This window comes from Enterobacter sp. JS8-1, from assembly GCF_049187015.1.
GTDB lineage: Bacteria > Pseudomonadota > Gammaproteobacteria > Enterobacterales > Enterobacteriaceae > Enterobacter > Enterobacter mori.
This window is the reverse complement of the sequence record NZ_CP185805.1, coordinates 1,779,114-1,802,926: the sequence shown is the minus strand read 5'-3', so window position 1 is coordinate 1,802,926 and position 23,813 is coordinate 1,779,114. Positions and strand designations below refer to the sequence as shown.

Below are 23,813 nucleotides of genomic sequence, written 5' to 3'. Positions count from 1 at the left end.
AAAGCTCCCCCACATTGCAGCAATCCTGACCCAGGCGCATAATTAGCACGCTTATTACTTCCCCTTCCCGGCGCACTGTATCTTAATTTGCGGAGAGTTATGTCACCCTCAGATGCTCCCATAAACTGGAAACGTAACCTCGCGGTTGCCTGGCTCGGCTGCTTTCTGACGGGCGCGGCGTTCAGCCTGGTCATGCCTTTCCTGCCTCTCTACGTTGAACAGCTTGGCGTTACGGGCCACAGCGCGCTCAATATGTGGTCAGGTCTGGTGTTTAGCATCACCTTTCTGTTTTCCGCTATCGCTTCGCCATTCTGGGGCGGCCTCGCCGACCGCAAGGGGCGAAAAATTATGCTGCTACGTTCAGCGCTGGGGATGGCTATTATTATGGCGCTGATGGGCGTGGCGCAAAACGTCTGGCAGTTCCTGGTGCTGCGCGCTCTGCTTGGCCTGCTGGGCGGATTCATCCCCAATGCCAACGCCCTGATTGCCACACAAATTCCACGCCATAAAAGCGGCTGGGCTCTCGGTACGCTCTCAACGGGTGGCGTCAGCGGTGCGCTGCTGGGACCTCTGGCAGGTGGCTTACTGGCGGATAGCTACGGCCTGCGGCCCGTCTTTTTCATCACCGCCAGCGTGCTGTTCCTCTGCTTTGTCGTCACCTTGCTCTGTATCCGTGAAAAATTCACGCCGGTCACCAAAAAAGAGATGCTTCATGCCCGGGATGTTCTTACCTCGCTGAAAAACCCCAAGCTGGTGTTGAGCCTGTTCGTGACGACCATGATTATTCAGGTGGCGACCGGGTCGATCGCCCCGATTTTAACGCTGTACGTGCGCGATCTGGCGGGCAACGTCAGCAACATTGCCTTTATCAGCGGGCTGATCGCATCAGTACCTGGCGTGGCGGCACTGCTCAGCGCGCCAAGGCTGGGAAAACTCGGCGACTGTGTTGGGCCCGAAAAGATCCTGATTTGTGCCCTGGTGATTTCCGTTCTGTTACTCATCCCGATGGCGATGGTGCAGTCTCCCTGGCAACTCGGCCTGCTGCGCTTTTTGCTCGGCGCGGCAGACGGTGCGCTATTACCTGCCGTACAGACCCTGCTGGTCTACAACTCAACGAACCAGATAGCCGGACGTATTTTTAGCTATAACCAGTCGTTTCGTGATATCGGCAACGTCACCGGGCCGCTTGTCGGGGCGGGCATTTCCGCCAGCTTTGGCTTTCGCGCCGTTTTTATCGTCACGGCCGGTGTCGTGCTGTTTAACGCCATTTACTCCTGGTTCAGTTTATCCCGGACGATGCGTTCTGAACTGAATAAGACAAATGCCTGACGGCTTATTTTCGCATTCATACTTGCAAAATCAGAGAATCAGCTATTCTTTCCCTGAATACCTTCATGAAAAACAGGGAGACACCGATGACCATGTACGCCACGCTGGAAGAAGCTATTGATGCCGCTCGTGAAGAATTCCTCGCCGATAATCCCGGCATTGAGGAAGAAGATGCTGACGTGCAACAACTCAATATCCAAAAGTATGTCCTGCAGGACGGCGATATTATGTGGCAGGCCGAATTTTTTGCCGATGACGGTGAAGAGGGAGAATGTTTGCCGATATTGAGCGGTGAAGGTGCTCAGGCCGTCTTTGACGGCGATTACGACGAAATTGAATTACGTCAGGAATGGCTTGAAGAAAATACCCTGCATGAATGGGATGAGGGCGAATTTCAACTCGAACCGCCGCTGGATACCGAAGAGGGCCAGACCGCAGCCGATGAGTGGGACGAACGTTAAGCGCTCATTACTCGTAAGGCCCATGGCTGGCGTCGATGGGCAGCAAAAGCGTGTCGAAGATCAGCGAAAACGGCAGATCGAGCACGGTCAGGTAGCGCCAGGCGGAATCTCGTACGTCCCATTTGACGCCGGGATAATACTGATTCCCGTGACCTTGTCCCGGAATAGTGCGGCTGATAATGCTGCCGCAACCGCTGAGCAGGCATGTCATCAACACCACGACAATTATTTTCATTCATTACCTCTAAAAAAATACCGGCCTCGCAGCCGGTATTTTATCTGGCGGGTGCGCTTCGCTTACCCGCCCTACTTAGCAGCTTACTTCGCCTTCAGCGCCAGCGGATTCAGCTTCAGCTCTTTGTAGTAGCCCACCCACGAAGAGTATTTCTCCGGAGCAGACCACACGCGATAGTGAAGCCTCGCCATGGTGACCGGGTCGCTCAGCAGCACCAAACGGCGGTCGCGATTGAGTTTTTCCGGCGTCTCGTTCAGCGCCTGCTCAACGTGGCGATCGCGGGCGATCTCCAGCACCTGGCTGGCGCGGTGACGCGCGGTCGCCATTGCCATCGCCAGGGCGTTGAATGACGGGTTAAACACCGCGTGCATAAAGCCATCATCCAGCGAACGGCTGCGGTTCTGCTCCAGGTACTTGTCGGTATCCACCAGCACCTGCGGCGGGGAATACTCTTCCGGGATCAGGAACAGCTTCCAGCGTTTGGTACGCAGCCCCACCGTTGAACGGCTGGAGATCACGGACACAAACGGCGACAGGATCAGCGAGAAGACAATCGGCGCCAGCCAGAACAGGAAGCGCAGATCCAGCCACGCCATCCCCGCAGCCCACACCAGACCGAGCAGCAGCTGCGAACCGTGACGCATGAAGGCTTCGCTCCACGGGGTGGAGTCGTCATCACGCTGCGGTGAATTCCAGACCACTTCCCAGCCCAGGAACGCGCTGACCACAAACACGGTATGGAACAGCATGCGCACCGGCGCCAGCAGCACGGAGAACAGCACTTCCAGCAGCAGCGAGAGCGTCACGCGGCAGAAACCGCCATACTCTTTCGAGCCTTTGCACCAGATCAGGATGATACTGAGCAGCTTAGGCAGGAACAGCAGCACCATTGTCGACGCAAACAGCGCTATCGCCAGCTCCGGACGCCACTGCGGCCACACCGGGAACAGCTGGCGCGGTTGCAGGAAGTATTGCGGCTCCGTCAGGGCATGAACCACCTGTAAGGCAGTCGACAGCGCCAGGAACATAAACCACAGCGGAGCAGAGAGATAGGACATCACGCCGGTCAGGAATACCGCACGGTGAACCGGGTGCATCCCTTTCACCAGGAACAGGCGGAAGTTCATCAGGTTACCGTGGCACCAGCGACGGTCACGCTTGAGCTCATCCAGCAGGTTCGGCGGCAGTTCTTCGTATGAGCCTGGCAGGTCGTAAGCAATCCAGACGCCCCACCCTGCGCGGCGCATCAGCGCTGCTTCCACGAAGTCATGCGACAGAATCGACCCGGCAAAAGACCCTTCACCCGGCAGCGGCGCAAGCGCACAGTGCTCAATGAACGGCTTCACGCGGATAATCGCATTGTGGCCCCAGTAGTGGGATTCACCCAACTGCCAGAAGTGCAGACCAGCCGTAAACAGCGGGCCATACACACGGGTCGCGAACTGCTGGCAACGTGCGTAAAGCGTGTCCATTCCGGACGCTTTCGGCGAGGACTGAATGATACCGGCGTTCGGGTTGGCTTCCATCAGGCGGACCAGACCGCTCAGACAGTCACCGCTCATCACGGAGTCGGCATCCAGGACCACCATGTAGCTGTACTGATTACCCCAGCGACGGCAGAAGTCATCGATGTTACCGCTTTTACGCTTCACACGACGGCGGCGGCGACGGTAGAAGATCTGGCCTTCGCCCTGCACTTCCGCAATCAACTCCATCCAGGCTTTTTGTTCTGCTACGCAGATATCCGGGTTGTAGCTGTCGCTCAGGATGTAAACGTCAAAATGCTCGGCGTTACCGGTCGCCTTAACAGACTCCCAGGTTGCGCGCAGCCCCGCAAACACGCGGTCAACGTCTTCGTTACAGATAGGCATAATCAGCGCAGTACGGTGCTCAGGATTGAGGGGCTCATCCCCGACCGTTGACGCTGAAATACTGTATTTATCACGCCCCATCAGCAGTTGCAGGAAGCCCATCAGCGCGGTCCAGAACCCCGCCGAGACCCAGCAGAAGAGAACGGCAAACAACAGCAGAATGCCGCTTTGCAGAATGTACGGCAGCAGTTGCATGAAGGAGACCCAGATATCCTGGCCTACCATGTCAGCCGGGTTGATCAGCGCCCAGCCCTGATACGGCAGAATGGTCTTCATGTACCAGGTTGCCACCACCGTCTGCGCCAGCGTCAGCAGTAACAGCGTGTAGCGACGGATCGTTCCGACAGTACGCCACTTCTGCTCTGAGGCCTGCTCTTCTTTGGTCAGACGCGACAGATAGCGCGGCGTGACGTCACGTCCGCGCAGGCGATCCCAGAAGCGACCCACCGGGTTGGTGCGCCATGGATCGGGGAACATAGAAGAACGCGTGGCTTTCGGCATCGCCTGAAGCTGGTCACGCCCTTCGTCGTCTTTAATCAGCTGTCCTTCTGCCAGCGAGTCTGGCCAGGCCTGCTCCAGACGCGCCTTTACTGACCCCATCGGCGTATCATCATCACGTGTAAACTGACGATGATCGCCATCCAGCGCGGTGTGTACCGCACGGATGTCGCTTTTAGGCAGTGCCGCTTTTTCAATGTCCGTCAGCGGCATGGCATCAATATATTCAGATGTATTATTCATTGGCAGGTAGCTGATAGCTCCAGGTTTCACTCAGCGGCTGATCGTTGCTGACCAGCGCGGCGCGCATTTCAGTGGTCTGTTTCGGATCTTTCACTTTCACGCGCAGGGTCAAACGCCACCCTTTCGTTACCGGGTTGTAACGCACGGCATTTTCAACGATCTCACCGTTATCACCGATGCTCGCCTGCGCAGTCACGGCGGTATCCGGGGACAGTTTTTTCATGTCCTGGCCCGCGAAGTCCACGATGAAAGCTACGGTACCGTCAGGCTGACGGATCAGGTTTGACTGCTTCACATCACCCGTTGAACGGCGAGTCTGCATCACATACGCGTTATCCGGCGCATGCAGTTTGTCTTCGTCACGGCTAAAGGTGATGGCGTATTTGAAGTTCATCTCTTTACCGGCTTCCGGAAGCTGGTCCGGGGTCCAGTAAGCGACGATGTTATCGTTGGTTTCGTCGTTAGTTGGAATTTCAACCAGCTCGACTTTCCCTTTACCCCAGTCACCTTTCGGGGTTACCCAGGCGCTTGGACGCTGATCGTAACGGTCATCCAGGTCTTCAAAGCGAGAGAACTGACGGCCACGCTGCAGCAGACCAAAGCCCTGCGGATTTTCCATCGCGAAGCTGCTCACCGCGAGGTGTTTCGGGTTATTCAGCGGACGCCAGATCCACTCGCCGTTACCGGCATGGATAGAGAGACCGTTAGAGTCATGCAGCTCCGGGCGGAAGTTGGTCGCCGGAGACGGCTGGTTCGGCCCGAACAGGAACATACTGGTCAGCGGTGCAACGCCCAGCTTGCCCACTTTATCGCGCAGGTAAACTTTGGACTGCACGTCAACGACGGTGTCGCGTCCCGGCATTATCACGAAGCGATATGCGCCTGTTGCACGAGGGGAGTCCAGCAGCGCATAGATTGTCAGACGTTTATCCGTTGGTTTAGGACGCTCGATCCAGAACTCGCGGAAACGTGGGAATTCTTCACCTGATGGCAGCGCGGTATCAATAGCCAGACCACGTGCGGAAAGCCCGTATACCTGCCCTGCGCCAATCACGCGGAAGTAGCTGGCACCGAGCATGCTGACGATTTCGTCGTTTTTATCTTTGCTGTTAATTGGGTAAAGCACTTTGAAGCCGGCGAAGCCCAGGTCCTTAACCGTGTCTTTGTCGTGCTGCACATCGCCGAAATTGAAATAATCCGGGCTGTACTTGATTTTACGTACCGCGGTTGCCGTCACTTCATTGATAGCAACAGGCGTGTCGAAATACATACCCTGATGATAAAATTCAAGCTTGAACGGGGTTTTAACGTTGTTCCAGTATGCTTTGTCGTGATTGAACTGGATCTGCTGATAGTCCGCGTATTTCATGTCACGGAAAACGGAGGGCAGGTTACTTTTTGGCGCTTCGTAGCTCTTGCCAGCCATAGACTTGGCCTGTTTAGCAACGTCATCGATGGTAAAGGACCAGGCCGATGAGGTATACAGGGACAACAACACTGCCGCACCCAACCAACGCATTTTCATCATTTGTGATTTATGTTTCATAATAAGTAAGCACTTCCCCCTTTGTGTGCTTAATTCGATCCGATCCATTTTAATGGAAACTCAGGCAATCCGACAACATTATCACTGCTTTGTTCAGCTCGCTGGCTCAGGGATTAAGCAAATGAAAGAACCCGCTTTTCACTTTGCGTGCTTATCCTGGAGACAGGGTGTCGGTCTTGGTGTAGGGTTGGCTTCGAATGTAACCATTATGCGTCTTAGGGATAAGGCGATTAGTCTGAGAATGTACTGAGTTATATGAGCACAACACCCGTACAACGTGAATATTTCCTCGACTCGATCCGGGCATGGCTGATGCTATTGGGGATCCCGTTTCACATTTCATTGATTTATTCCAGCCACACCTGGCACGTGAACAGCCAAATGCCCTCCTGGTGGCTGACGCTGTTTAATGACTTCATTCACGCCTTCCGTATGCAGGTGTTTTTTGTCATATCCGGCTACTTCTCGTATATGCTGTTTTTGCGCTACCCGCTTAAGCGATGGTGGAAGGTGCGCGTAGAGCGCGTCGGCATACCGATGCTCACCGCCATCCCGCTGTTGACGCTGCCGCAATTCATTATGCTGCAGTATGTGAAAGGCAAAGCGGAAAACTGGCCTAACCTGTCGCTGTATGAAAAGTACAATACGCTGGTCTGGGAGCTGGTTTCACACCTTTGGTTCCTGCTGGTTCTGGTGGTTCTTACCACTGTCAGTCTTGTCATCTTCAGCCGTCTGCGCCGTCATTTAAGCGCTACGTCAGACACTTTCTTTGCCAACATAACGCTCGGTAAACTGTCCCTGCTCTTTTTGGTGCTGGGGATTGTCTACGCGGCCATCAGACGCACGCTGTTCATTGTTTATCCACCTATCCTGAGCGATGGGCTGTTTAATTTCGTGGTGATGCAGTCGCTGTTCTACATTCCTTTCTTCCTGGTGGGAGCGCTGGCGTTTGTCTATCCGCAGTTAAAAGCGTTGTTTACCCAACCGTCGCCCTGGTGTGCCGTCGGCGCAGCCCTTGCCTTCGCAGCCTATCTTCTCAATCAGCGCTACGGCAGCGGTGACGCGTGGATGTACGAAACGGAGAGTGTCATTACCATGCTGCTGGGCTTGTGGATGGTGAACGTGGTGTTTGCCCTCGGTCATCGCCTGCTGAACTTTAAATCCAGCCGCGTTACCTATTTCGTCAATGCATCACTGTTCATTTATCTGGTGCATCACCCGTTGACACTGTTCTTCGGTGCTTACATCACTCCGCATATTGCTTCCAACACGCTGGGCTTCTTCACCGGGCTGGTCTTCGTGATTGGGATTGCCATCGTGCTGTACGAGATCCACCTGCGTATCCCGCTCCTGCGGTTCCTCTTCTCCGGGAAACCTCAGGTTAAAGCCTGATCGAAAAAGCGGCGCCGATACGGCGCCGCTTTTGTATCAGCCGTCCAGTTCTTCTCCACGCTGGGTCAAAAGCCTCTGGTAGAGATGCGTCGTTTCTTCGTCGAAACAGACAAAGATGACCTTTTCCGGCATGGGCTTCAGGGAAAGGTAGTGGTACACGGTATTCACCGCAATGGTCGCGGCAGCCGCTTTAGGATAGCCATAAACACCGGTGCTGATGGCAGGAAACGCCAGGGTTTTATAGCCATTGTCCGCAGCGAGACGCAGGCAGTTACGGTAAGCATCCTCAAGGATCCATGCCTCGTGGTGCTCGCCCCCCTGCCACACCGGTCCCACAGCGTGAATAACGGCTTTGGCGGGCAGATCCCCTGCCAGCGTAATCACGGCATGCCCCGGCGGACATTCCCCCTGTTGTTGACGCACGGCCTTGCAAGCTTCAAGCAATTGCGGCCCGGCAGCGCGATGAATAGCGCCATCCACGCCGCCTCCCCCCAGCAACGAGGAATTCGCTGCATTGACGATCACATCAACATGTAACGTTGTGATATCGCCGTGAATAATCTCGATTTGCGGTCTCATACATTCCCCCTGCTACCCGCCTTTTTCTTAAGTGTATCGCAGAGGGGAGGGTCAGAAAAAACTATCGTTTAAAACGGCTAGCGATATTCCACCTTAACAACGGCCAGCGTTTTTTCAGGATTGAGATACTGCATACTCACGGATGCCAGTCCTGGATAGGCTGAGCGCCCATTCTGTGCATCCTCATAGCTGATCATTCGGGTCTGGATACGGTTATTTTCCGGGCAGGACATCGCAAACTGACGATGCTGAGGGGTAATCTCACAGGGATCGGCAACAATGGCACCACGGAAATGGATAACACCGCCTTCAACAATCGTTGCTGAAAATGCGGGTGTCATATAAGCCGAGACGATCAGGCTAAAACCTGAGATGAGCAGAGCGGTAGATTTGGTCACAAGTTGTACTCCTCAAAATAAATCATCCTTGAGGGGTAAAAGCGCTCCAGTATGACAACGCGGTAGCCGGTAATTGAACAGCGAAACGTGTTCAGCTCCTGATAACAGGATAGTTACACCTTTCAACTCCCGCCACATTCCCAAATCATTGATTTTGTGAATGATTAAAGCGAGCGTTCTGCAGGCGACCATTGTTGTGATAAATGCAGCGATTTTCCGTCAGAGACGGTGACCGTAATGTTCACCGTATCCCCTGTGCCAATATTTAAACTCAGTCTCATCAAATCAATCGTCTGATTAGCGGGTATAGAAAAGGTATTTTGCTGACGTGAGGTACTTTGTCCTCCCTCCCCCTGGCGAACGGACAAAATTTGAACCTGACAATCGCACGCGTGTGTCAGGGTGACCTGCGGAATAATGGTGGTCATATTTCCCTGCTGAGATGTTTTAAAGGTTATTTGGCTGGAAAGCGCGGCAAGGAGAATTAACGTATTCATGATGAACTCCCGAAAAAAAACAGGGCAAATGCCCTGTTTTTTTGTAGCACAGATTTGAAATCAGTATTGATGTGCGGTCGCATTGTTGCCAAAGCCAACCTGATGCACGGTAACAGTTGATCCAGATGCTGTCTGGTCCACTGCCGCACCGTTGCCGCCGCCATACTGTTTAACATCGATGACGGAGTTTTTGCTGTTCCACTGGTCAATGGTTGCGCTGTTACCAAAGCCTTTCTGCAGCAGATCGATGGTGCTGTCATCAGATCCTTGTCCAACATCAGCACCATTACCGCCGCCATGCTGGGTAATTGTCAGTTCTGAATCTCTTGCATCCGTTTGCAAGGCAAGAGCAGAGTTGCCGCCACCAAACTGGTAAATGCTCAGGGTTGAGTCAGGACCGCTATTACCACCACCGCCGTGGCCATGACCGTGGCCGCCAAATTGAGGTACCGCACCTGCGAAAGCACTGCCAGAAACGATGATTGCTGCAATTGCTGCCACTTTAAAAAGTTTCATGGTAAACCCCCATCGGATTGATTAAGTCGCCACAACGCCCTAACGTTGAATAACGCGGATGGCCATTTGTGACTGTCTCTGCACTACAACTGCTGTTTTCTGCGTACCATACTGCGTAATACTCGCTCTGTTAGCCGACCCTTTTTGGATAATCATTGCGGTATTACCAAAAGCGTCCTGCTTAATACTCGCGTCATTACCATTTCCATCTTGATCGATATAAGCAAGGTTATAAGTTCCTGATTGATCAACCTTCGCTCGGTTGCCTCCACCCTCCTGAGAGACAACGGACATTAATTTGGAACCGTCCTGACGAATATCAGTAGAATTACCTGAACCTTGTTGACCAATAATGGCTGCCTGATTATAGGAGGACTTACTTAATTCATTAACCGCAAAGTTATATTCAGAACCGGCTAAGTCCGAACCGCCTGCGGTTACAAATCCAGGCGCACCCAGCAATGTAAACATCATAAATAACGTTCTGTTTTTCATGTTGTCACCCTGGACCTGGCTATACACAAAATAACGTTTCTTCATGCATAAACGCGAATCGTTTTTTTGTTAACGTCGCGTTACGAAAAAGAGTATGTCTGCCGAAACAATTTAAATATCTCACCCGCGCGGCTTATTTTAATTAATGACTTCACCTCAAAGTATTAATTCCGGTAAAAATACGCTGGCAGACATTAGATTTAGCGCCAGAAAAAAATCGTCTCTCTCAGATCCTGTACAATGGCAGGTTTCTTGTCCAGCCTTACGTAGCCTGGCTTCACCACACCCACGCGAGACAATTTGAAAACTTTGTCACACAGGGTGAGTTTTCTTAAGAAGGAATGGCCTGATGAGGGAAGGCTTAGTTTTCTTATGTATCTCATACCTTTTACCGGTGGGGTAAGAATTATAAATCCACCATTTTTTCATGTAGTTATAATTATTTGTATGATTTTTAAAATGTGTGCAGTGTTATTCTCATGTACAACTTTTCTCTTAAACAAAAACTAATTTATTACCCTAAATACACAATTTAATATTGAATTTTACATTTAGTTACATGATTAACACTTGCTTTAACGTTTGTAATAGCTAGATTGAAAACAGTAGTAAGTCATTTTATTTTTATTTCCGTCCTCCTCTGGAGGAATGGTTTGATTCTACACACAGCAGTGCCACATCTGTCAGTACTTCTGGTATTCCTTATCTATTAACAAGGGATAGCTGCCAGGTGTCATAAATAAAGTGGGGTTTCATCATGTTTAATGAAGTCCATAGTTTACATGGTCATACATTATTGTTGATCACCAAACCTTCTTTACAAGCGACAGCATTATTGCAGCATTTAAAGCAATCTCTTTCATTGAACGGGAAATTGCATAACATTCAACGTTCTTTTGATGACATTGCACCTGGCAGTATCATTCTTCTCGATATGATGGAAGCGGATAAAAAGCTAATCCATTACTGGCAAGATAACTTAAGCAGGAAAAACAATAATATCCGCGTGTTATTATTGAATACCCCTGATGAGTATCCTTTTAGAGACATAGAAAGCTGGCCGCATATCAATGGCGTGTTCTACGTCACTGAAGAAGAGAATCGTGTTGTGGAAGGCTTGCAGGGCATCTTGCGAGGCGAATGCTATTTCTCGCAAAAGCTTGCCAGCTACCTCATTACACACTCCGGAAATTATCGCTACAACAGTACAGAGTCTGCACTGCTGACGCATCGTGAGAAAGAGATCCTGAACAAGTTGCGCATTGGTGCTTCAAACATTGAAATCGCCCGTTCGTTATTTATCAGCGAAAATACGGTCAAGACGCACCTTTATAATCTTTTCAAGAAGATAGCTGTTAAAAACCGGACTCAGGCAGTTTCATGGGCAAACGATAACCTCAGGCGTTAATAGCATGAAACGCACGTTGAGTTGGATTGCTGCAGCAGGTTTCCTGCTTGCGGCCGGGAATCTCCAGGCAGTGGAAGTTGAGGTTCCCGGATTGTTAACCGACCACACCGTCACATCTATCGGGCACGATTTCTACCGCGCCTTCAGCGATAAATGGGAAAGTGACTACCCCGGTAACTTAACAATCAACGAACGGCCCAGTGCACGGTGGGGAAGCTGGATCACAATAACAGCCAATCAGGATGTTATTTACCAAACCTTCCTGTTCCCCACCAAAAGAGACTTCGATCAGAACGTCGCTTTTGCCCTGGCACAAACAGAAGAAGCTATTAATCGTCTGCAGTTAGATAAAGCCCTGCTGGGTACAGGCGATTTAGCAAAAGATGAGTTCTAGCAACGATACTTATTTCGGAGGCTGTAATGCGTCTCGCACACACAGTGATTTCGTTAATGCTCATTGCACCGCTAAGCTGGGCCGGGAATATGACCTTCCAGTTCCGCAACCCTAATTTTGGCGGCAACCCGAACAACGGGGCATTCATGCTTAACGAAGCCCAGGCTCAAAACTCTTACAAAGACCCAAGCTTTGACGACGATTTCGGTATCGAAACCCCGTCAGCGCTGGATAACTTCACCCAGGCCATCCAGTCGCAAATATTAGGTGGCTTATTAACCAATATTAATACCGGTAAACCCGGCCGCATGGTGACTAACGACTTTATCGTCGATATCGCCAACAAAGATGGGCAGCTTCAGTTGAACGTAACGGATCGCAAAACCGGAAAAACATCGACAATCCAGGTGTCGGGTTTGCAAACCAGTTCGACTGATTTTTAAAAAACCCCAAAATAAGGACAATTATCATGCAGCGCTTTTTGATCATTGTTGCAGTGTGCTTATTGAGCGGTTGTTTAACTGCTCCACCCAAAGAAGCCGCTAAGCCAACATTAATGCCTCGGGCACAAAGCTACCGCGATTTAACCCATCTGCCGACACCAACCGGTAAGATATTTGTCTCGGTATATAACATTCAGGATGAAACAGGACAGTTTAAACCGTATCCGGCAAGTAACTTCTCTACGGCCGTGCCGCAGAGTGCAACCGCCATGCTGGTCACTGCCCTGAAGGATTCACGCTGGTTTATTCCTCTGGAACGCCAGGGATTGCAAAACCTGCTGAATGAACGAAAAATCATCCGCGCCGCACAGGAAAACGGAACTGTTGGCGTGAATAATCGAATGCCACTTCAGTCGCTTACCGCGGCCAATATCATGGTGGAAGGCTCGATTATCGGTTACGAAAGTAACGTGAAATCGGGGGGAGCAGGTGCGCGTTACTTCGGTATCGGTGCTGACACCCAGTATCAACTCGACCAGATTGCCGTCAACCTGCGCGTGGTTAACGTGAGCACGGGTGAGATCTTATCCTCCGTGAACACCAGCAAAACCATTCTCTCGTATGAAGTTCAGGCCGGGGTATTCCGCTTTATCGACTACCAGCGTTTGCTGGAGGGTGAAATTGGGTATACCTCTAATGAACCGGTGATGCTGTGTCTGATGTCGGCTATCGAAACCGGGGTTATCTTCCTGATTAACGATGGTATCGATCGCGGGCTGTGGGATCTGCAGAACAAATCAGAAGCGCAAAACCCGGTACTGGTAAAATACCGCGATATGTCGGTGCCGCCGGAATCCTGATCGAAAGCGCATAAAAAAGGCGAGATCCCTGTCTCGCCTTTTTTTATTCACTCACCGCAGTGATGTTTTGCGCTTTTTCTCGCCGCGCTGCCAGCCACAGGCCGCTGTTTTTCATGGCATAGCCGAAGAGAAGTCCCAGCGCCAGCGAGGGAACGACCAGCTTCCAGTCCCCCTGCCCTGCAAAGGTCGCGCAGGCCCCCATGAACGTGCCCGGTACGAACGACAACAGCAAATGCTTTGCCTGAACGCACATTAAAAATGCGACCACGCCCGTCATGACATAGCCCAGGATCTCCAGGTGAGGCGCCAGCGCGCTGCCCTTCATGATCACCAGCGCCCAAATCACACCGCTCATCAGGGTACTTCCGGAGATGAATAGCCCTTTGACGCCACCCTGCGGGCAGGCGAAATAGGCGGTGCAGCCGAGGAACCCGGCCCAGCTGAGCAATCCGAGAGACACGGCCACCCATCCCCAGATACCGGAGAGAATGCCTGTTGTCAGTGCAATACAAAGTAATATGTTCATGGCGCGCATCTTAGCAGAAGCGCGCCATAGAAATGCGATCAGAAGCACACTATGTGCAAGTTGAAATGTATCGTTGCAGGATTTTTGCGATCTAAATCACTCTTCATTCTCTTCTTCGAGCTCATCCCACATCGCAGCAATCGCATCACGCGTCAGCGGTGCCAGGGTTCTCCAGAATGGTGAGGTGGCATGGGCTTCGACTTTACCCAGGAACGTCCCAACCCACGGCAGCAGGTACGTTTCGAACAGGGTTTCGATGGCTTCATTTTCGTCATCACCGGCGTTGTCTTCGAGCCAGGAGGCCGCAAGCAGCAGCGTACCGATGTGATCGGCTGGCGTATCGCTCAACGGCATCCCGCGCTCGGAGAGAAACGCACGCACTTCTGCTTCCGTCGCCCCTTCCTGCCAGGCTGAACGGTACGGCGAAACACGGCACTCGTCACCGACGAACAGCGCATTGTAATCCGTTGAAATCTGCTGCATGTCGCAGCTTTTTTGCAGACGTTCCAGCAAATCATCCTGTTCCAGCGGCCAGTTCTGCGCCAGCTTGCCTTCACGGATCAGCGTGAAAAGCGGAACCAACAGCGGGTCTTGCGGCTGGCGATAATAGAGCGTACCCAGCACGCGGCAAAGGATGGAGAACTCGTTCATTTTTTATTCCATTACACAATTAAAGATCGGCAAATTCGGCAATCGGCTCCATTCCGCGCGACTCGAGGAAATCGAGCATGCGGCGTGGCATCACGTTCAGGATTTGCGCTTCCGGGAAACCAACGTCATTTAATACTTTCATACACTCACTGAAATCACCCAGCGTAAACGCGGTATGAGAATCGGACCCCAGCGCCACCATTCCCCCCGCATCACGCACGGCGGCAGCCACTTCGCGACAGTTGGCTTCACTGCCCTTACGCGAGTGAACAAAGGAGGAGTTATTAATCTCCAGCGCCACGCGGTGTTTCGCTGCCGCCTGCGCGACAGCCTGAATATCAATCGGATACTTCGGGTTACCGGGATGGCTGATAATGTGCACATTGCCGCTGGCAATGGTGGCAATCATCGCCGCGGTGTTGGTGTCTTTATCCTGAGGCGCAAAGACCGGCTCATGGAAACCGGCAAGGATAAGGTCAAGAGAGGTCAGCATCGGGCCGGTGCAGTCGATCTCACCGTCGGTATTTTTGATGTTCGCCTCAATGCCGCGCAGTATCCCGATACCGTCCACCAGACGTGGCCAAATCCGCATATTCACAAAATGCCAGTAGTGCGGCGCATCCGCCATATCCGGGCCGTGATCGGTAATCGCAAAAAGCTTGATGCCCTTGAGCTTTGCCTGGGCGATATAATCATGGAGGTTACTATACGCGTGGGTGCTGGCGACGGTGTGCATATGCAGGTCTACGGGATACATCTTTCTCTCCTCTGCGGTTTTTCCAAAGGATAGCAGTTATCAGCGGCGAATATTAGCAAAAACCCGGCGAACGCCGGGTTTCCGTTAGTAGCCGCGCTGTCTGTCGACCTGCCCGGTGACCGCGTTACCCTTTTCCATTTCGCTGATGGTATGGGATATATACGCCACCGCTTCTGCCGGACGCGTCACGGCAGCCACGTGTGGCGTCATCGCGACGCGCGGGTGCGCCCACAGCGGGCTTTCCGCTGGCAGTGGCTCACGGCTGTAAACGTCCAGCATGGCACCTTTGAGCTTTCCGCTTTCCAGCGCGTTCAGCAGATCGCCCTCCACGACATGGACCCCGCGCGCGAGGTTCATCAAATAGCTCTGCTCGGCTAACTGGTTCAGGAGAGTGCTATTGATAATGCCCACCGTTTCGGCAGTATTCGGCAGCAGGTTGATAAGCACGCGAGTCCCTTTCAGGAACGCAGGAAGCTCATCCGTTCCGGCAAAACTCTCGACGCCAGGATAATCCTTACGGCTGCGGCTCCAGCAACGTAGCGGGAAGCCCCACGGAGCGAGTGCTTCTGCCACTTTTGAGCCGAGCACACCCGCGCCGAGGATCCCAACGGTAAAATCTTCATGTCGATAATCCGGCAGCGGCTCCCAGTGGGATTGCTGTTTAAAGGCCTGATAATCGTCAAAGCGGCGGAACCAGTGCAGCACCTGGCTCACGGCATACTCCTGCATCTGCTGGCCCATTCCCGTATCTTCAAGACGGAACAGCGGAATATTGTCAGGCAGCATTTCTGGATGCGCTTTCAGTTTACTGAGGATCGAATCAACGCCCGCGCCCAGGGCGAAAACCGCCTTCAGCTTGCGGCCCTGCAGCATCTCAACCGGCGGGTGCCAGACCAGCGCATAGTCGGCATGTTCATTATCGCCACGCTTCCACTCGCGTACGCGTGCGCCGGGCAGCGCCGCAGAAAGTGCGTCAATCCAGTAAGCGGTATCAAATGTAGGGTGATAGAAGAGAATATCCATGGTCATTCCTGCCTTTTAGTGCGCTGTTTTGTTTTCATTTTCAAGTGGATTGCCAGCATAACAAATTTATCAGGAAACCGCGTTGCTGATAAAAGAGGCGCTTTATGCACATTTAGGAATCAGGTTGCTTGAAGTTTGTCTAAATACGCTAAATTACTGAAAAAGTGAGTTGACGCCAGTTCGGCTTTTCCTTACATTAGCGCCCGTCCCGGCAACAACGGGATGACAATATGGTGAGGTGTCCGAGTGGCTGAAGGAGCACGCCTGGAAAGTGTGTATACGGCAACGTATCGGGGGTTCGAATCCCCCCCTCACCGCCATATTTAAGATGAGAGCTCGTACGAAAGTACGGGCTTTTTTCTTTTATATTCTCCGAAAGGGGGGATGAGAATCCCCGACCGGGGTTCGACAACTGGCGACAGCCAGTTGGACAGACTGAGAGCGCAGCGAACAGGCTGCCCGCAGGGCGAGCGAAGCGAGTCAATCCCCCCTCACCGCCATATTTAAAGAAGAGCTCGCATGAAAATGCGGGCTTTTTTTTTCGCATGTTGCCCACCACCGGGGGGATGAGAATCCCCCCGGTGGTATCTGCAGCTCGGCGCGGCCTGAGCCCCTCACCCTGCCCCTCTCCCCTGTACGGTCCGGGGACATAGTGAACACTTGTTCGGGGACATGGTAGACACTTACAACTAAGGCATAAGAACCCGTTTATGGAGTCGCTTATGCCCTGGGATGCGAGAGATACCATGTCATTACGTACCGAGTTTGTTTTGTTCGCCTCGCAGGACGGGGCGAACATCCGTTCCCTCTGCCGTCGCTTCGGCATTTCACCGGCCACCGGCTACAAGTGGCTTCGCCGCTGGGCGGAGGAAGGGGCTGCCGGCCTTCAGGACCGCCCGCGCATACCGCACCATTCCCCTAACCGCTCATCTGACGACATCACTGCCCTGCTGCGTATGGCCCATGACCGCCATCAACGCTGGGGCGCACGCAAGATAAAGCGCTGGCTCGAAGACCAGGGGCACACCATGCCCGCCTTCAGCACCGTCCATAACCTGATGGCCCGTCACGGCCTGCTGCCGGGCACTTCACCGGGCATTCCCGCCACGGGACGCTTCGAACACGACGCGCCGAACCGCCTCTGGCAGATGGACTTTAAGGGCCACTTTCCCTTTGGCGGTGGCCGCTGCCATCCGCTCACCCTCCTGGACGACCATTCCCGTTTTTCCCTGTGCCTGGCGCACTGTACCGATGAACGGCGCGAGACCGTGCAGCAGCAACTGGTCAGCGTGTTTGAACGTTACGGCCTGCCGGACCGGATGACGATGGACAACGGCTCACCGTGGGGAGACACCACCGGCACCTGGACGGCGCTGGAGCTGTGGCTGATGCGCCACGGTATCCGGGTGGGGCATTCCCGGCCTTATCATCCGCAGACGCAGGGCAAGCTGGAGCGTTTTCACCGCAGCCTGAAGGCGGAAGTGCTGCAGGGCAAGTGGTTCGCGAGCGAGGGTGAACTGCAGCGCGCCTTCGACCACTGGCGGACGGTGTACAACCTTGAACGCCCGCATGAGGCGCTGGATATGGCGGTACCGGGCTCGCGGTATAAGCCGTCTGCACGACAATACAGCGGCAACACCACGCCCCCGGAATACGACGAGGGCGTGATGGTCAGGAAAGTGGATATCAGCGGAAAGCTGAGCGTGAAAGGGGTAAGTCTGAGCGCAGGCAAGGCGTTCAGGGGAGAACGGGTCGGGCTGAAGGAGACGCAGGAAGACGGCAGCTACGAGGTGTGGTGGTACAGCACGAAAGTGGGGGTGATCGACCTGAAGAAAAAGTCGATCACCATGGGTAAAGGATGTTAAAAAGTGTTCACCATGTCCCCGAACACCTGTCTACCATGTCCCCGGACCGTACACCCCAGGGGAGAGGGAAGTACTACTCTTCCACCATCCGCGCATACTCCTCGGTCAGAAAATCTACCAGCGTCCTGACCGACGGCAGCATGCCGCGCCGCGAAGGATAAACCGCGTGAATCACTTCCCGTCGGGGTTCCCACGCGTCCAGCACCCGTACCAGTTCCCCTGACGCAAGCTGATCCTTCACCATCAATATCGGCAACTGTACAACGCCCACGCCCGCCATCGCCGCTTCCCGCAGTGCCAGCATGTCGGTGGTAATAAAGCGCGGTGCGTAGTGGATCTCCGCTTTCGCTCCCTCTGGACCACTGAGATCCCATTTATGCACCTGTTTACCGGCCCCCATACTTAAACCAGGCCATTCACTGAGCTCAGAAGGCATTCGAGGTTTACCCATACGTTCAATCAACTGCTGACTCGCCACCAGGCAATGCCCCCTGTCAGCCAGCACCCTTAAGACCAGATCGCTGTCATCAAACGGACGCGGACGCACGCGGATCGCCACATCAATGCCTTCGCCCACAAGATCGACCCGCCGATTGGTGGCCTCAAGCTGGAGATTAATCCCCGGGTAGCGCGCCATAAACCGCGCAAGCATCGGTCCTACGTGAACGTGCAGTAACGTGACGGGACAGGTGATCCTGACGACGCCGCGCGGCTCAGCCTGCAGCGCAGCAACGGCCTCCTCTGCTGCTTCTGCTTCTATCAGCATTGCCTTACAGTGCTGATAGAAGGTCTGCCCCACTTCCGTCACCGTAAACTGCCGCGTAGTGCGCTGTATCAACCGCACGCCAAGCCGCTCTTCCAGCAGCGCAATCCTGCGGCTCAGTTTGGACTTAGGTTGGTCTAGCGCCCTTCCCGCCGCCGCAAACCCACCATGCTCGACCACCTTCACAAACCAGACAAAGTCATTGAGATCCTGCATAAAACCCCATCGTTCTATTTTCGGAACAGTGAATGCCATTTTCACTATCTACCGGGATATTAACTCTGAATATAAGCTAATTACATCAACAGAACATCAGGAGTTAATCATGAAAAACGTAACAGGCGTTTATACCGATCCCCGCCAGCACTGGGTTGGCGATGGTTTCCCGGTTCGTTCGATGTTTTCTTATCAAACCCACGGCGAGCCGCTGAGTCCGTTTTTGCTGCTGGACTACGCAGGTCCGTACACCTTTCCGGCAGATGGGGCGAAACGCGGCGTAGGCCAACATCCTCACCGGGGTTTTGAAACGGTCACCATCGTCTATTCCGGTGAAGTGGAGCATCGCGACTCCACAGGTAAAGGTGGTGTCATTGGCCCCGGCGACGTGCAGTGGATGACGGCAGGTGCAGGCATCCTGCACGAGGAGTTCCACTCCAGCGCGTTCTCGCAAAAAGGCGGGGAACTGAAAATGATGCAGCTTTGGGTCAACCTGCCAGCCAAAGACAAAATGGCGACGCCGGGCTACCAGAGCATCACCAAAAGCGACATCCCGGTTGTGGCGTTACCGGACAACAGCGGAACGGTGCGGGTTATCGCCGGACGCTACGACGATATTACCGGCCCTGCGCACACCTTTTCGCCGCTGAACGTCTGGGATCTTGCCCTTAATCAGGGAAGCCATCTTACGCTCGCTCAGCCGGAGGGCTGGAGCACGGCGGTGGTGGTGCTGGAAGGTCACGTTACGGTGAACGGCACTGCTCAGGCGGGAGAAGCCCAGTTGGTGGTGCTGAGTCAGGAAGGCGACAAACTGCACCTTGAGGCAAGCAGCGATGCCAAAGTGCTGCTGATGGCCGGCGCGCCGCTCAATGAACCCATCGTCGGCTATGGCCCGTTTGTGATGACCACTAAAACCGAGATCGCGGAAGCTATTCGTGATTTCAACTCCGGCCGCTTCGGCCAGATCTGATCGTAATCGTAATAAAGGAGAAGAACATGTCTACACCTGCCAATTTTAATGGAGCACGTCCGGTCATTGATGTTAACGATGCGGTGATGTTGCTTATCGATCACCAGAGCGGTCTGTTCCAGACCGTTGGTGACATGCCAATGCCAGAGCTGCGTGCTCGTGCCGCGGCGTTAGCGAAAATCGCTACCCTGGCGAAGATCCCGGTTATCACTACGGCGTCCGTACCACAGGGGCCGAACGGACCGCTGATCCCGGAGATCCACGCTAACGCGCCGCATGCACAATATGTTGCCCGTAAAGGTGAAATCAACGCCTGGGACAACCCGGAGTTTGTTGCGGCGGTGAAAGCGACCGGACGCAAGACGTTGATCATCGCGGGCACTATCACCAGCGTCTGCATGGCCTTCCCGTCAATCAGCGCGGTTGCAGATGGGTATAAAGTGTTTGCGGTGATTGATGCCTCCGGCACCTACAGCAAGATGGCCCAGGAGATCACCCTGGCGCGTGTTGTGCAGGCTGGCGTGGTGCCAATGGATACTGCGGCTGTGGCCTCTGAGATCCAGCGGACATGGAATCGTGAAGACGCGGCTGAGTGGGCTGAGGTATACACCCACATCTTCCCTGCTTATCAGCTGTTGATCGAAAGCTACGGCAAAGCACAGGAAGTGGTTAAAAACAGCGAAGTGCTCGATTCACAGCGTTAATAACCCGTGCTGCGACAAGAGCTGATTAAGGCTTAACCGAACGCACACGAATACAGAAAATCTGCTTGACCGTTTTAGCGCAACTCCCTATAGTAGCGCCCCGTTGCCCCCCAAGCGGTCAGGCAGCAAAACAATATGGTGAGGTGTCCGAGTGGCTGAAGGAGCACGCCTGGAAAGTGTGTATACGGCAACGTATCGGGGGTTCGAATCCCCCCCTCACCGCCATATTTGAAGAAGAGCTCGCATGAAAATGCGGGCTTTTTTTTCGCATGTTGCACGCCTGCGGGGGGATGAGAATCCCCGACCGGGGTTCGACAACTGGCGACAGCCAGTTGGACAGACTGAGAGCGTAGCGAACAGGCTGCCCGCACAAAAACGCCGGGAGCGTTTTTGAACAACGCCTGCGTTGGCCCCAAAGGGGCGAGGCCCATGGATGGGCCGAGTAACCGCGAGCGAAGCGAGTCAATCCCCCCCCGGTGCTATATGCAGCTCGATGCGGCCTGAGCCCCTCACCCTAACCCTCTCCCCAAGGGAGAGGGTATAAAATGCACAAAAAACAAAGCCCGGTTTCCCGGGCCTTGAACACAACAGCAAACTCAATAATACGCTTGCAGCGTGCGCTGGCAGAGCGCCGAGCGCACGCAGTCATCTTTGGTGAAACGTACCACCCCAATCATCTCATCTTCCTCAAAACGTGACATGGCGTCGCTTAATCCGGATTTCACGCCGGACGGCAGGTCACACTGGGTAATATCGCCGTTAACGATTACCGTCACGTTCTCCCCGAGGCGCGTTAAGAACATTTTCATTTGCGCTGCGGTCACGTTCTGAGCCTCGTCAAGAATAACGACCGCATTTTCAAATGTACGTCCGCGCATATAGGCGAACGGCGCGATTTCCACCTTGCCAATCTCTGGTCGCAGGCAGTACTGCATAAAGGATGCACCCAGTCGCTTCACCAGCACGTCATAAACGGGCCTGAAGTACGGGGCAAACTTCTCCGAAATATCTCCGGGCAAGAAGCCGAGATCTTCATCAGCTTGCAGTACCGGACGGGTAACAATAATGCGCTCCACGTCCTTATGGATCAGCGCTTCCGCCGCTTTGGCTGCACTAATCCAGGTTTTCCCGCATCCGGCTTCACCGGTTGCAAAGATGAGCTGTTTACTCTCGATAGCATTCAGGTAGTGCGCCTGAGCCTCATTGCGCGCAACAATTGGAGAATTATCACGGCTGTCTCGGGCCATGCCAATTGCTTCTACGCCACTCATCTGCACAAGCGAGGTGACCGATTCTTCTTCACGCTGTTTATGGCTACGTGAATCCCGTCTCAGCACACGTTTTGCTTCGCGACGAGCTTTGATCACTGCTTTTTGTCTTCCCATGGATAGCACCTTGAGTTGTTGGTATTCATCACACGCGCCAGCTTCGGCACGATTATGCGCACGAACATCAGAGGGTTGGCTTCCTTGTAAGCCATTGCTTGCTTTACCGGATGACGATACAGAATAGCTACGCGCACCAGTCTGCACGTCGGTGGAATCAGATTCTTGAGGTGAAGGGGAGAATTTAGTGGTGAGGAAATCGCTGCCGGAGTCTGAGCCTCCGCGCCGGGTGCTGCGGTTGTTATGTTTACCTTGTCCAGTACAGGACCCAACCATTCGCGATCTCCATAGTGATTCAGCATCACTGCCGGGAACTACCGCTGTCTTATCTTAAGTACATCAGGAGTTATCATAAATGCAACATTTATTTTACCTGAATGCAACTTTTAAGACTGCACCTGCAGTGGATTCAGTCTTATATAGAAATATTACAGAAATATAACAACAAGATAGTCATATGAAAAAATAATGTCCCCGCGAACTATCGCAGGGACGATTATCAGGCTTCGATCAGCCCTTGAGCGAGGTACGCGTTCCGGTCGCGCGGGCCAGGCAGGGCAAAGAAATAACCGCCGCCGATGGGCTTAATATACTCTTCCAGCGCTTCACCGTTTAACCGCTTCTGTACGGTGAGGAACCCTTTCTCCAGATCGTGCTGATAGCAGACAAACAGCAGCCCCATATCAAGCTGACCAGAGTTGGTGACGCCTAACGAATAGCTGTAGCCACGACGCATCATCAGGCTCGACTGCGTCTCTTTGGTGCGCGGGTTCGCAAGGCGAATATGGCTGTCGAGCGCGATGGTATTCCCGTCGGGATCGCTCGCGTAGTCCGGCACATCGTGCTCGTGCTTCATGCCCAGCGGCGCCCCGCTCTGCTTGTCGCGGCCGAATATGGTCTGCTGCTCTTTCAGCGGCGTGCGGTCCCAGAACTCCACGTGGAACTGGATAATGCGCACCGCCTGGTAGCTGCCGCCCACCGCCCATGCCGGTTCACCCTGATCCGCCGTCACCCACACTACATCTTTCATCAGCGCCGCATCGCTGCTGTTGGGGTTGGCCGTGCCGTCCTTAAAGCCCAGCAGGTTCACCGGCGTCTCTTTGCCTTTACTGCGGGCAGCGTGGTCAGAGATAAACCCTTCCCGCTTCCAGCGCACGCTCAGCAGATCCGGCGTGTGCTTGATGATATCGCGCAGGGCGTGGATCACCGTATCCTGGGTATTGGCGCAAATCTGCAGGAGCAGATCGCCGTGGCACAGCGCCGCGTCGAGGGAATCATTTGGAAAGCGCGTCATTTTTTGCAGCGCTTTCGGCTTCTGTTTTGCCAGGCCGTAGCGCTCATCAAACAACGACTCGCCCACCGACACGGTAATGGTCAGGTTATCCGGGGCGATAAACGCCCCGAGAATACCGGAGTCCATCGGCGGCAAACGCGGATTTGGCGTTTCCGGTGCCGGACCGCCCGCGGTGAGAAACGCAATACGCGTTGTCAGCAGGCGGAACAGACGCACCAGATCGGCTTTATCGCTGGCCAGCGAATCAAACGCCACCAGCATCATGGAGGCCTGCTGCGGCGTCAGAATGCCCGCCTGGTGCTCGCCATAAAACGGCTGCGTTTCCATGCGCGCATCCGGCGACAGCGTGCCGGGGGCACTCTGCGGTTTAGCCGCATGCGCCACCGGGCAGCCGCCTGCCAGGGCTAGCGCGCCGCCCAGCGCCCCTACCCCTTTTAACAAACGACGTCGGGAAGGTTCCGCCACGTCGTGCTCGTCATGCTTGTTCATCGTGC

Annotated in this window: 25 protein-coding genes, 2 tRNA genes and 1 other RNA gene; 13 read left to right on the top strand and 15 right to left on the bottom strand. The window is 53.8% G+C overall.

The features are described 5' to 3' along the window. The first annotated feature begins 99 nt into the window (after positions 1-99). Positions 100-1,329 (top strand): multidrug efflux MFS transporter MdtG, encoded by a 1,230-nt coding sequence (mdtG, locus tag ACOQH0_RS08465; protein WP_421511995.1) that lies wholly within the window; start codon positions 100-102, stop codon positions 1,327-1,329. Between the two features lie 86 nt (positions 1,330-1,415). Continuing rightward, the gene (locus ACOQH0_RS08460) at positions 1,416-1,790 is read left to right on the top strand and encodes a MysB family protein (RefSeq protein WP_100167059.1); all 375 of its coding nucleotides are present in this window, start codon (positions 1,416-1,418) and stop codon (positions 1,788-1,790) included. 7 nt (positions 1,791-1,797) lie between these two features. On the opposite strand, the gene ACOQH0_RS08455 is transcribed toward ACOQH0_RS08460, so the two are convergent. The 3 genes from ACOQH0_RS08455 to mdoG all read right to left on the bottom strand — a co-directional run bounded on the left by ACOQH0_RS08455 (position 1,798) and on the right by mdoG (position 6,165). After that, entirely contained in the window at positions 1,798-2,025 is a 228-nt protein-coding gene (locus ACOQH0_RS08455) for a YceK/YidQ family lipoprotein (protein ID WP_010429597.1), read from the bottom strand. A gap of 83 nt (positions 2,026-2,108) precedes the next feature. Then, positions 2,109-4,637, bottom strand: a complete 2,529-nt coding sequence (gene mdoH, locus ACOQH0_RS08450; protein WP_341494949.1) for a glucans biosynthesis glucosyltransferase MdoH — start codon at positions 4,635-4,637, stop codon at positions 2,109-2,111. Continuing rightward, entirely contained in the window at positions 4,630-6,165 is a 1,536-nt protein-coding gene (mdoG, locus tag ACOQH0_RS08445; RefSeq protein ID WP_010429591.1) for a glucans biosynthesis protein MdoG, read from the bottom strand. The genes mdoH and mdoG overlap by 8 nt, the downstream gene beginning before the upstream one ends. Before the next feature lie 273 nt (positions 6,166-6,438). Here mdoG and mdoC point away from each other — a divergent pair, with 273 nt between their 5' ends. Beyond that, positions 6,439-7,575 carry a glucans biosynthesis protein MdoC gene (mdoC, locus tag ACOQH0_RS08440; RefSeq protein ID WP_042716369.1) on the top strand — a complete coding sequence of 379 codons (1,137 nt, stop codon included), beginning with the start codon at positions 6,439-6,441 and terminating at the stop codon, positions 7,573-7,575. A gap of 36 nt (positions 7,576-7,611) precedes the next feature. Here mdoC and ymdB read toward each other — a convergent pair whose 3' ends face one another. The 5 genes from ymdB to csgB all read right to left on the bottom strand — a co-directional run bounded on the left by ymdB (position 7,612) and on the right by csgB (position 10,060). After that, entirely contained in the window at positions 7,612-8,154 is a 543-nt protein-coding gene (gene ymdB, locus ACOQH0_RS08435; protein WP_421511994.1) for an O-acetyl-ADP-ribose deacetylase, read from the bottom strand. 77 nt (positions 8,155-8,231) lie between these two features. After that, on the bottom strand, positions 8,232-8,552 hold the full coding sequence (locus ACOQH0_RS08430; protein ID WP_089597828.1) for a type 1 fimbrial protein: 321 nt from the start codon (positions 8,550-8,552) through the stop codon (positions 8,232-8,234). 164 nt (positions 8,553-8,716) lie between these two features. Further along, positions 8,717-9,049 carry a curli assembly chaperone CsgC gene (csgC, locus tag ACOQH0_RS08425; RefSeq protein WP_010429579.1) on the bottom strand — a complete coding sequence of 111 codons (333 nt, stop codon included), beginning with the start codon at positions 9,047-9,049 and terminating at the stop codon, positions 8,717-8,719. Positions 9,050-9,109: 60 nt separating this feature from the next. Next, positions 9,110-9,565: a curli major subunit CsgA gene (csgA, locus tag ACOQH0_RS08420; RefSeq protein WP_010429577.1), complete on the bottom strand. Its 456-nt coding sequence runs from the start codon at positions 9,563-9,565 to the stop codon at positions 9,110-9,112. A gap of 39 nt (positions 9,566-9,604) precedes the next feature. After that, complete coding sequence (gene csgB / locus ACOQH0_RS08415) at positions 9,605-10,060, bottom strand: curli minor subunit CsgB (protein WP_108418057.1); 456 nt, start codon at positions 10,058-10,060, stop codon at positions 9,605-9,607. 757 nt (positions 10,061-10,817) lie between these two features. On the opposite strand from csgB, the gene csgD reads away from it, so the two are divergent. The 4 genes from csgD to csgG are packed head-to-tail and all read left to right on the top strand — an operon-like array spanning position 10,818 to position 13,165. Beyond that, entirely contained in the window at positions 10,818-11,468 is a 651-nt protein-coding gene (gene csgD / locus ACOQH0_RS08410) for a biofilm master transcriptional regulator CsgD (RefSeq protein WP_010429571.1), read from the top strand. 4 nt (positions 11,469-11,472) lie between these two features. Further along, on the top strand, positions 11,473-11,862 hold the full coding sequence (csgE, locus tag ACOQH0_RS08405; RefSeq protein ID WP_421511992.1) for a curli production assembly/transport protein CsgE: 390 nt from the start codon (positions 11,473-11,475) through the stop codon (positions 11,860-11,862). A 26-nt stretch (positions 11,863-11,888) separates the two neighbouring features. After that, the gene (gene csgF / locus ACOQH0_RS08400) at positions 11,889-12,305 is read left to right on the top strand and encodes a curli production assembly/transport protein CsgF (protein ID WP_010429564.1); all 417 of its coding nucleotides are present in this window, start codon (positions 11,889-11,891) and stop codon (positions 12,303-12,305) included. A 26-nt stretch (positions 12,306-12,331) separates the two neighbouring features. Further along, on the top strand, positions 12,332-13,165 hold the full coding sequence (csgG, locus tag ACOQH0_RS08395) for a curli production assembly/transport protein CsgG (RefSeq protein ID WP_010429561.1): 834 nt from the start codon (positions 12,332-12,334) through the stop codon (positions 13,163-13,165). Between the two features lie 43 nt (positions 13,166-13,208). Here the strand turns inward: csgG and ACOQH0_RS08390 are convergent, their stop codons facing one another. The 4 genes from ACOQH0_RS08390 to ghrA all read right to left on the bottom strand — a co-directional run bounded on the left by ACOQH0_RS08390 (position 13,209) and on the right by ghrA (position 16,122). Further along, positions 13,209-13,691, bottom strand: coding sequence for a DUF1097 domain-containing protein (locus ACOQH0_RS08390; protein WP_421511989.1), 483 nt, complete (start codon positions 13,689-13,691; stop codon positions 13,209-13,211). Positions 13,692-13,787: 96 nt separating this feature from the next. Next, complete coding sequence (locus ACOQH0_RS08385; protein ID WP_042719419.1) at positions 13,788-14,342, bottom strand: TorD/DmsD family molecular chaperone; 555 nt, start codon at positions 14,340-14,342, stop codon at positions 13,788-13,790. A 19-nt stretch (positions 14,343-14,361) separates the two neighbouring features. Beyond that, on the bottom strand, positions 14,362-15,099 hold the full coding sequence (locus tag ACOQH0_RS08380) for a phosphatase (protein WP_421511986.1): 738 nt from the start codon (positions 15,097-15,099) through the stop codon (positions 14,362-14,364). An 84-nt stretch (positions 15,100-15,183) separates the two neighbouring features. Next, the gene (gene ghrA, locus ACOQH0_RS08375; protein WP_320744212.1) at positions 15,184-16,122 is read right to left on the bottom strand and encodes a glyoxylate/hydroxypyruvate reductase GhrA; all 939 of its coding nucleotides are present in this window, start codon (positions 16,120-16,122) and stop codon (positions 15,184-15,186) included. Positions 16,123-16,354: 232 nt separating this feature from the next. On the opposite strand from ghrA, the gene ACOQH0_RS08370 reads away from it, so the two are divergent. From ACOQH0_RS08370 to ACOQH0_RS08360, 3 genes are all read left to right on the top strand, one after another. Then, positions 16,355-16,442: transfer RNA gene (locus tag ACOQH0_RS08370), tRNA-Ser, on the top strand. Positions 16,443-16,486: 44 nt separating this feature from the next. Next, positions 16,487-16,622, top strand: a non-coding RNA gene (locus tag ACOQH0_RS08365) — RtT sRNA. Between the two features lie 222 nt (positions 16,623-16,844). Beyond that, positions 16,845-17,987 carry an IS481 family transposase gene (locus ACOQH0_RS08360; protein WP_421510610.1) on the top strand — a complete coding sequence of 381 codons (1,143 nt, stop codon included), beginning with the start codon at positions 16,845-16,847 and terminating at the stop codon, positions 17,985-17,987. A gap of 73 nt (positions 17,988-18,060) precedes the next feature. Here ACOQH0_RS08360 and ACOQH0_RS08355 read toward each other — a convergent pair whose 3' ends face one another. Further along, positions 18,061-18,966, bottom strand: a complete 906-nt coding sequence (locus ACOQH0_RS08355) for a LysR family transcriptional regulator (RefSeq protein ID WP_421511984.1) — start codon at positions 18,964-18,966, stop codon at positions 18,061-18,063. 109 nt (positions 18,967-19,075) lie between these two features. On the opposite strand from ACOQH0_RS08355, the gene ACOQH0_RS08350 reads away from it, so the two are divergent. The 3 genes from ACOQH0_RS08350 (at position 19,076) to ACOQH0_RS08340 (ending at position 20,865) form a co-directional block, all read left to right on the top strand. Then, a complete protein-coding gene (locus ACOQH0_RS08350) occupies positions 19,076-19,936 on the top strand; it encodes a pirin family protein (protein ID WP_421511982.1) in 861 nt (286 codons plus the stop codon). A 26-nt stretch (positions 19,937-19,962) separates the two neighbouring features. Beyond that, positions 19,963-20,640, top strand: coding sequence for an isochorismatase family protein (locus tag ACOQH0_RS08345; RefSeq protein WP_025755865.1), 678 nt, complete (start codon positions 19,963-19,965; stop codon positions 20,638-20,640). 137 nt (positions 20,641-20,777) lie between these two features. Further along, a tRNA-Ser gene (locus ACOQH0_RS08340) sits at positions 20,778-20,865 on the top strand. 371 nt (positions 20,866-21,236) lie between these two features. On the opposite strand, the gene phoH is transcribed toward ACOQH0_RS08340, so the two are convergent. Together phoH and efeB are read right to left on the bottom strand one after the other, a co-directional pair. Next, positions 21,237-22,025 carry a phosphate starvation-inducible protein PhoH gene (gene phoH / locus ACOQH0_RS08335; RefSeq protein WP_008503509.1) on the bottom strand — a complete coding sequence of 263 codons (789 nt, stop codon included), beginning with the start codon at positions 22,023-22,025 and terminating at the stop codon, positions 21,237-21,239. A 499-nt stretch (positions 22,026-22,524) separates the two neighbouring features. Then, positions 22,525-23,808 carry an iron uptake transporter deferrochelatase/peroxidase subunit gene (gene efeB, locus ACOQH0_RS08330; RefSeq protein WP_218308020.1) on the bottom strand — a complete coding sequence of 428 codons (1,284 nt, stop codon included), beginning with the start codon at positions 23,806-23,808 and terminating at the stop codon, positions 22,525-22,527. Positions 23,809-23,813 lie beyond the last annotated feature (5 nt).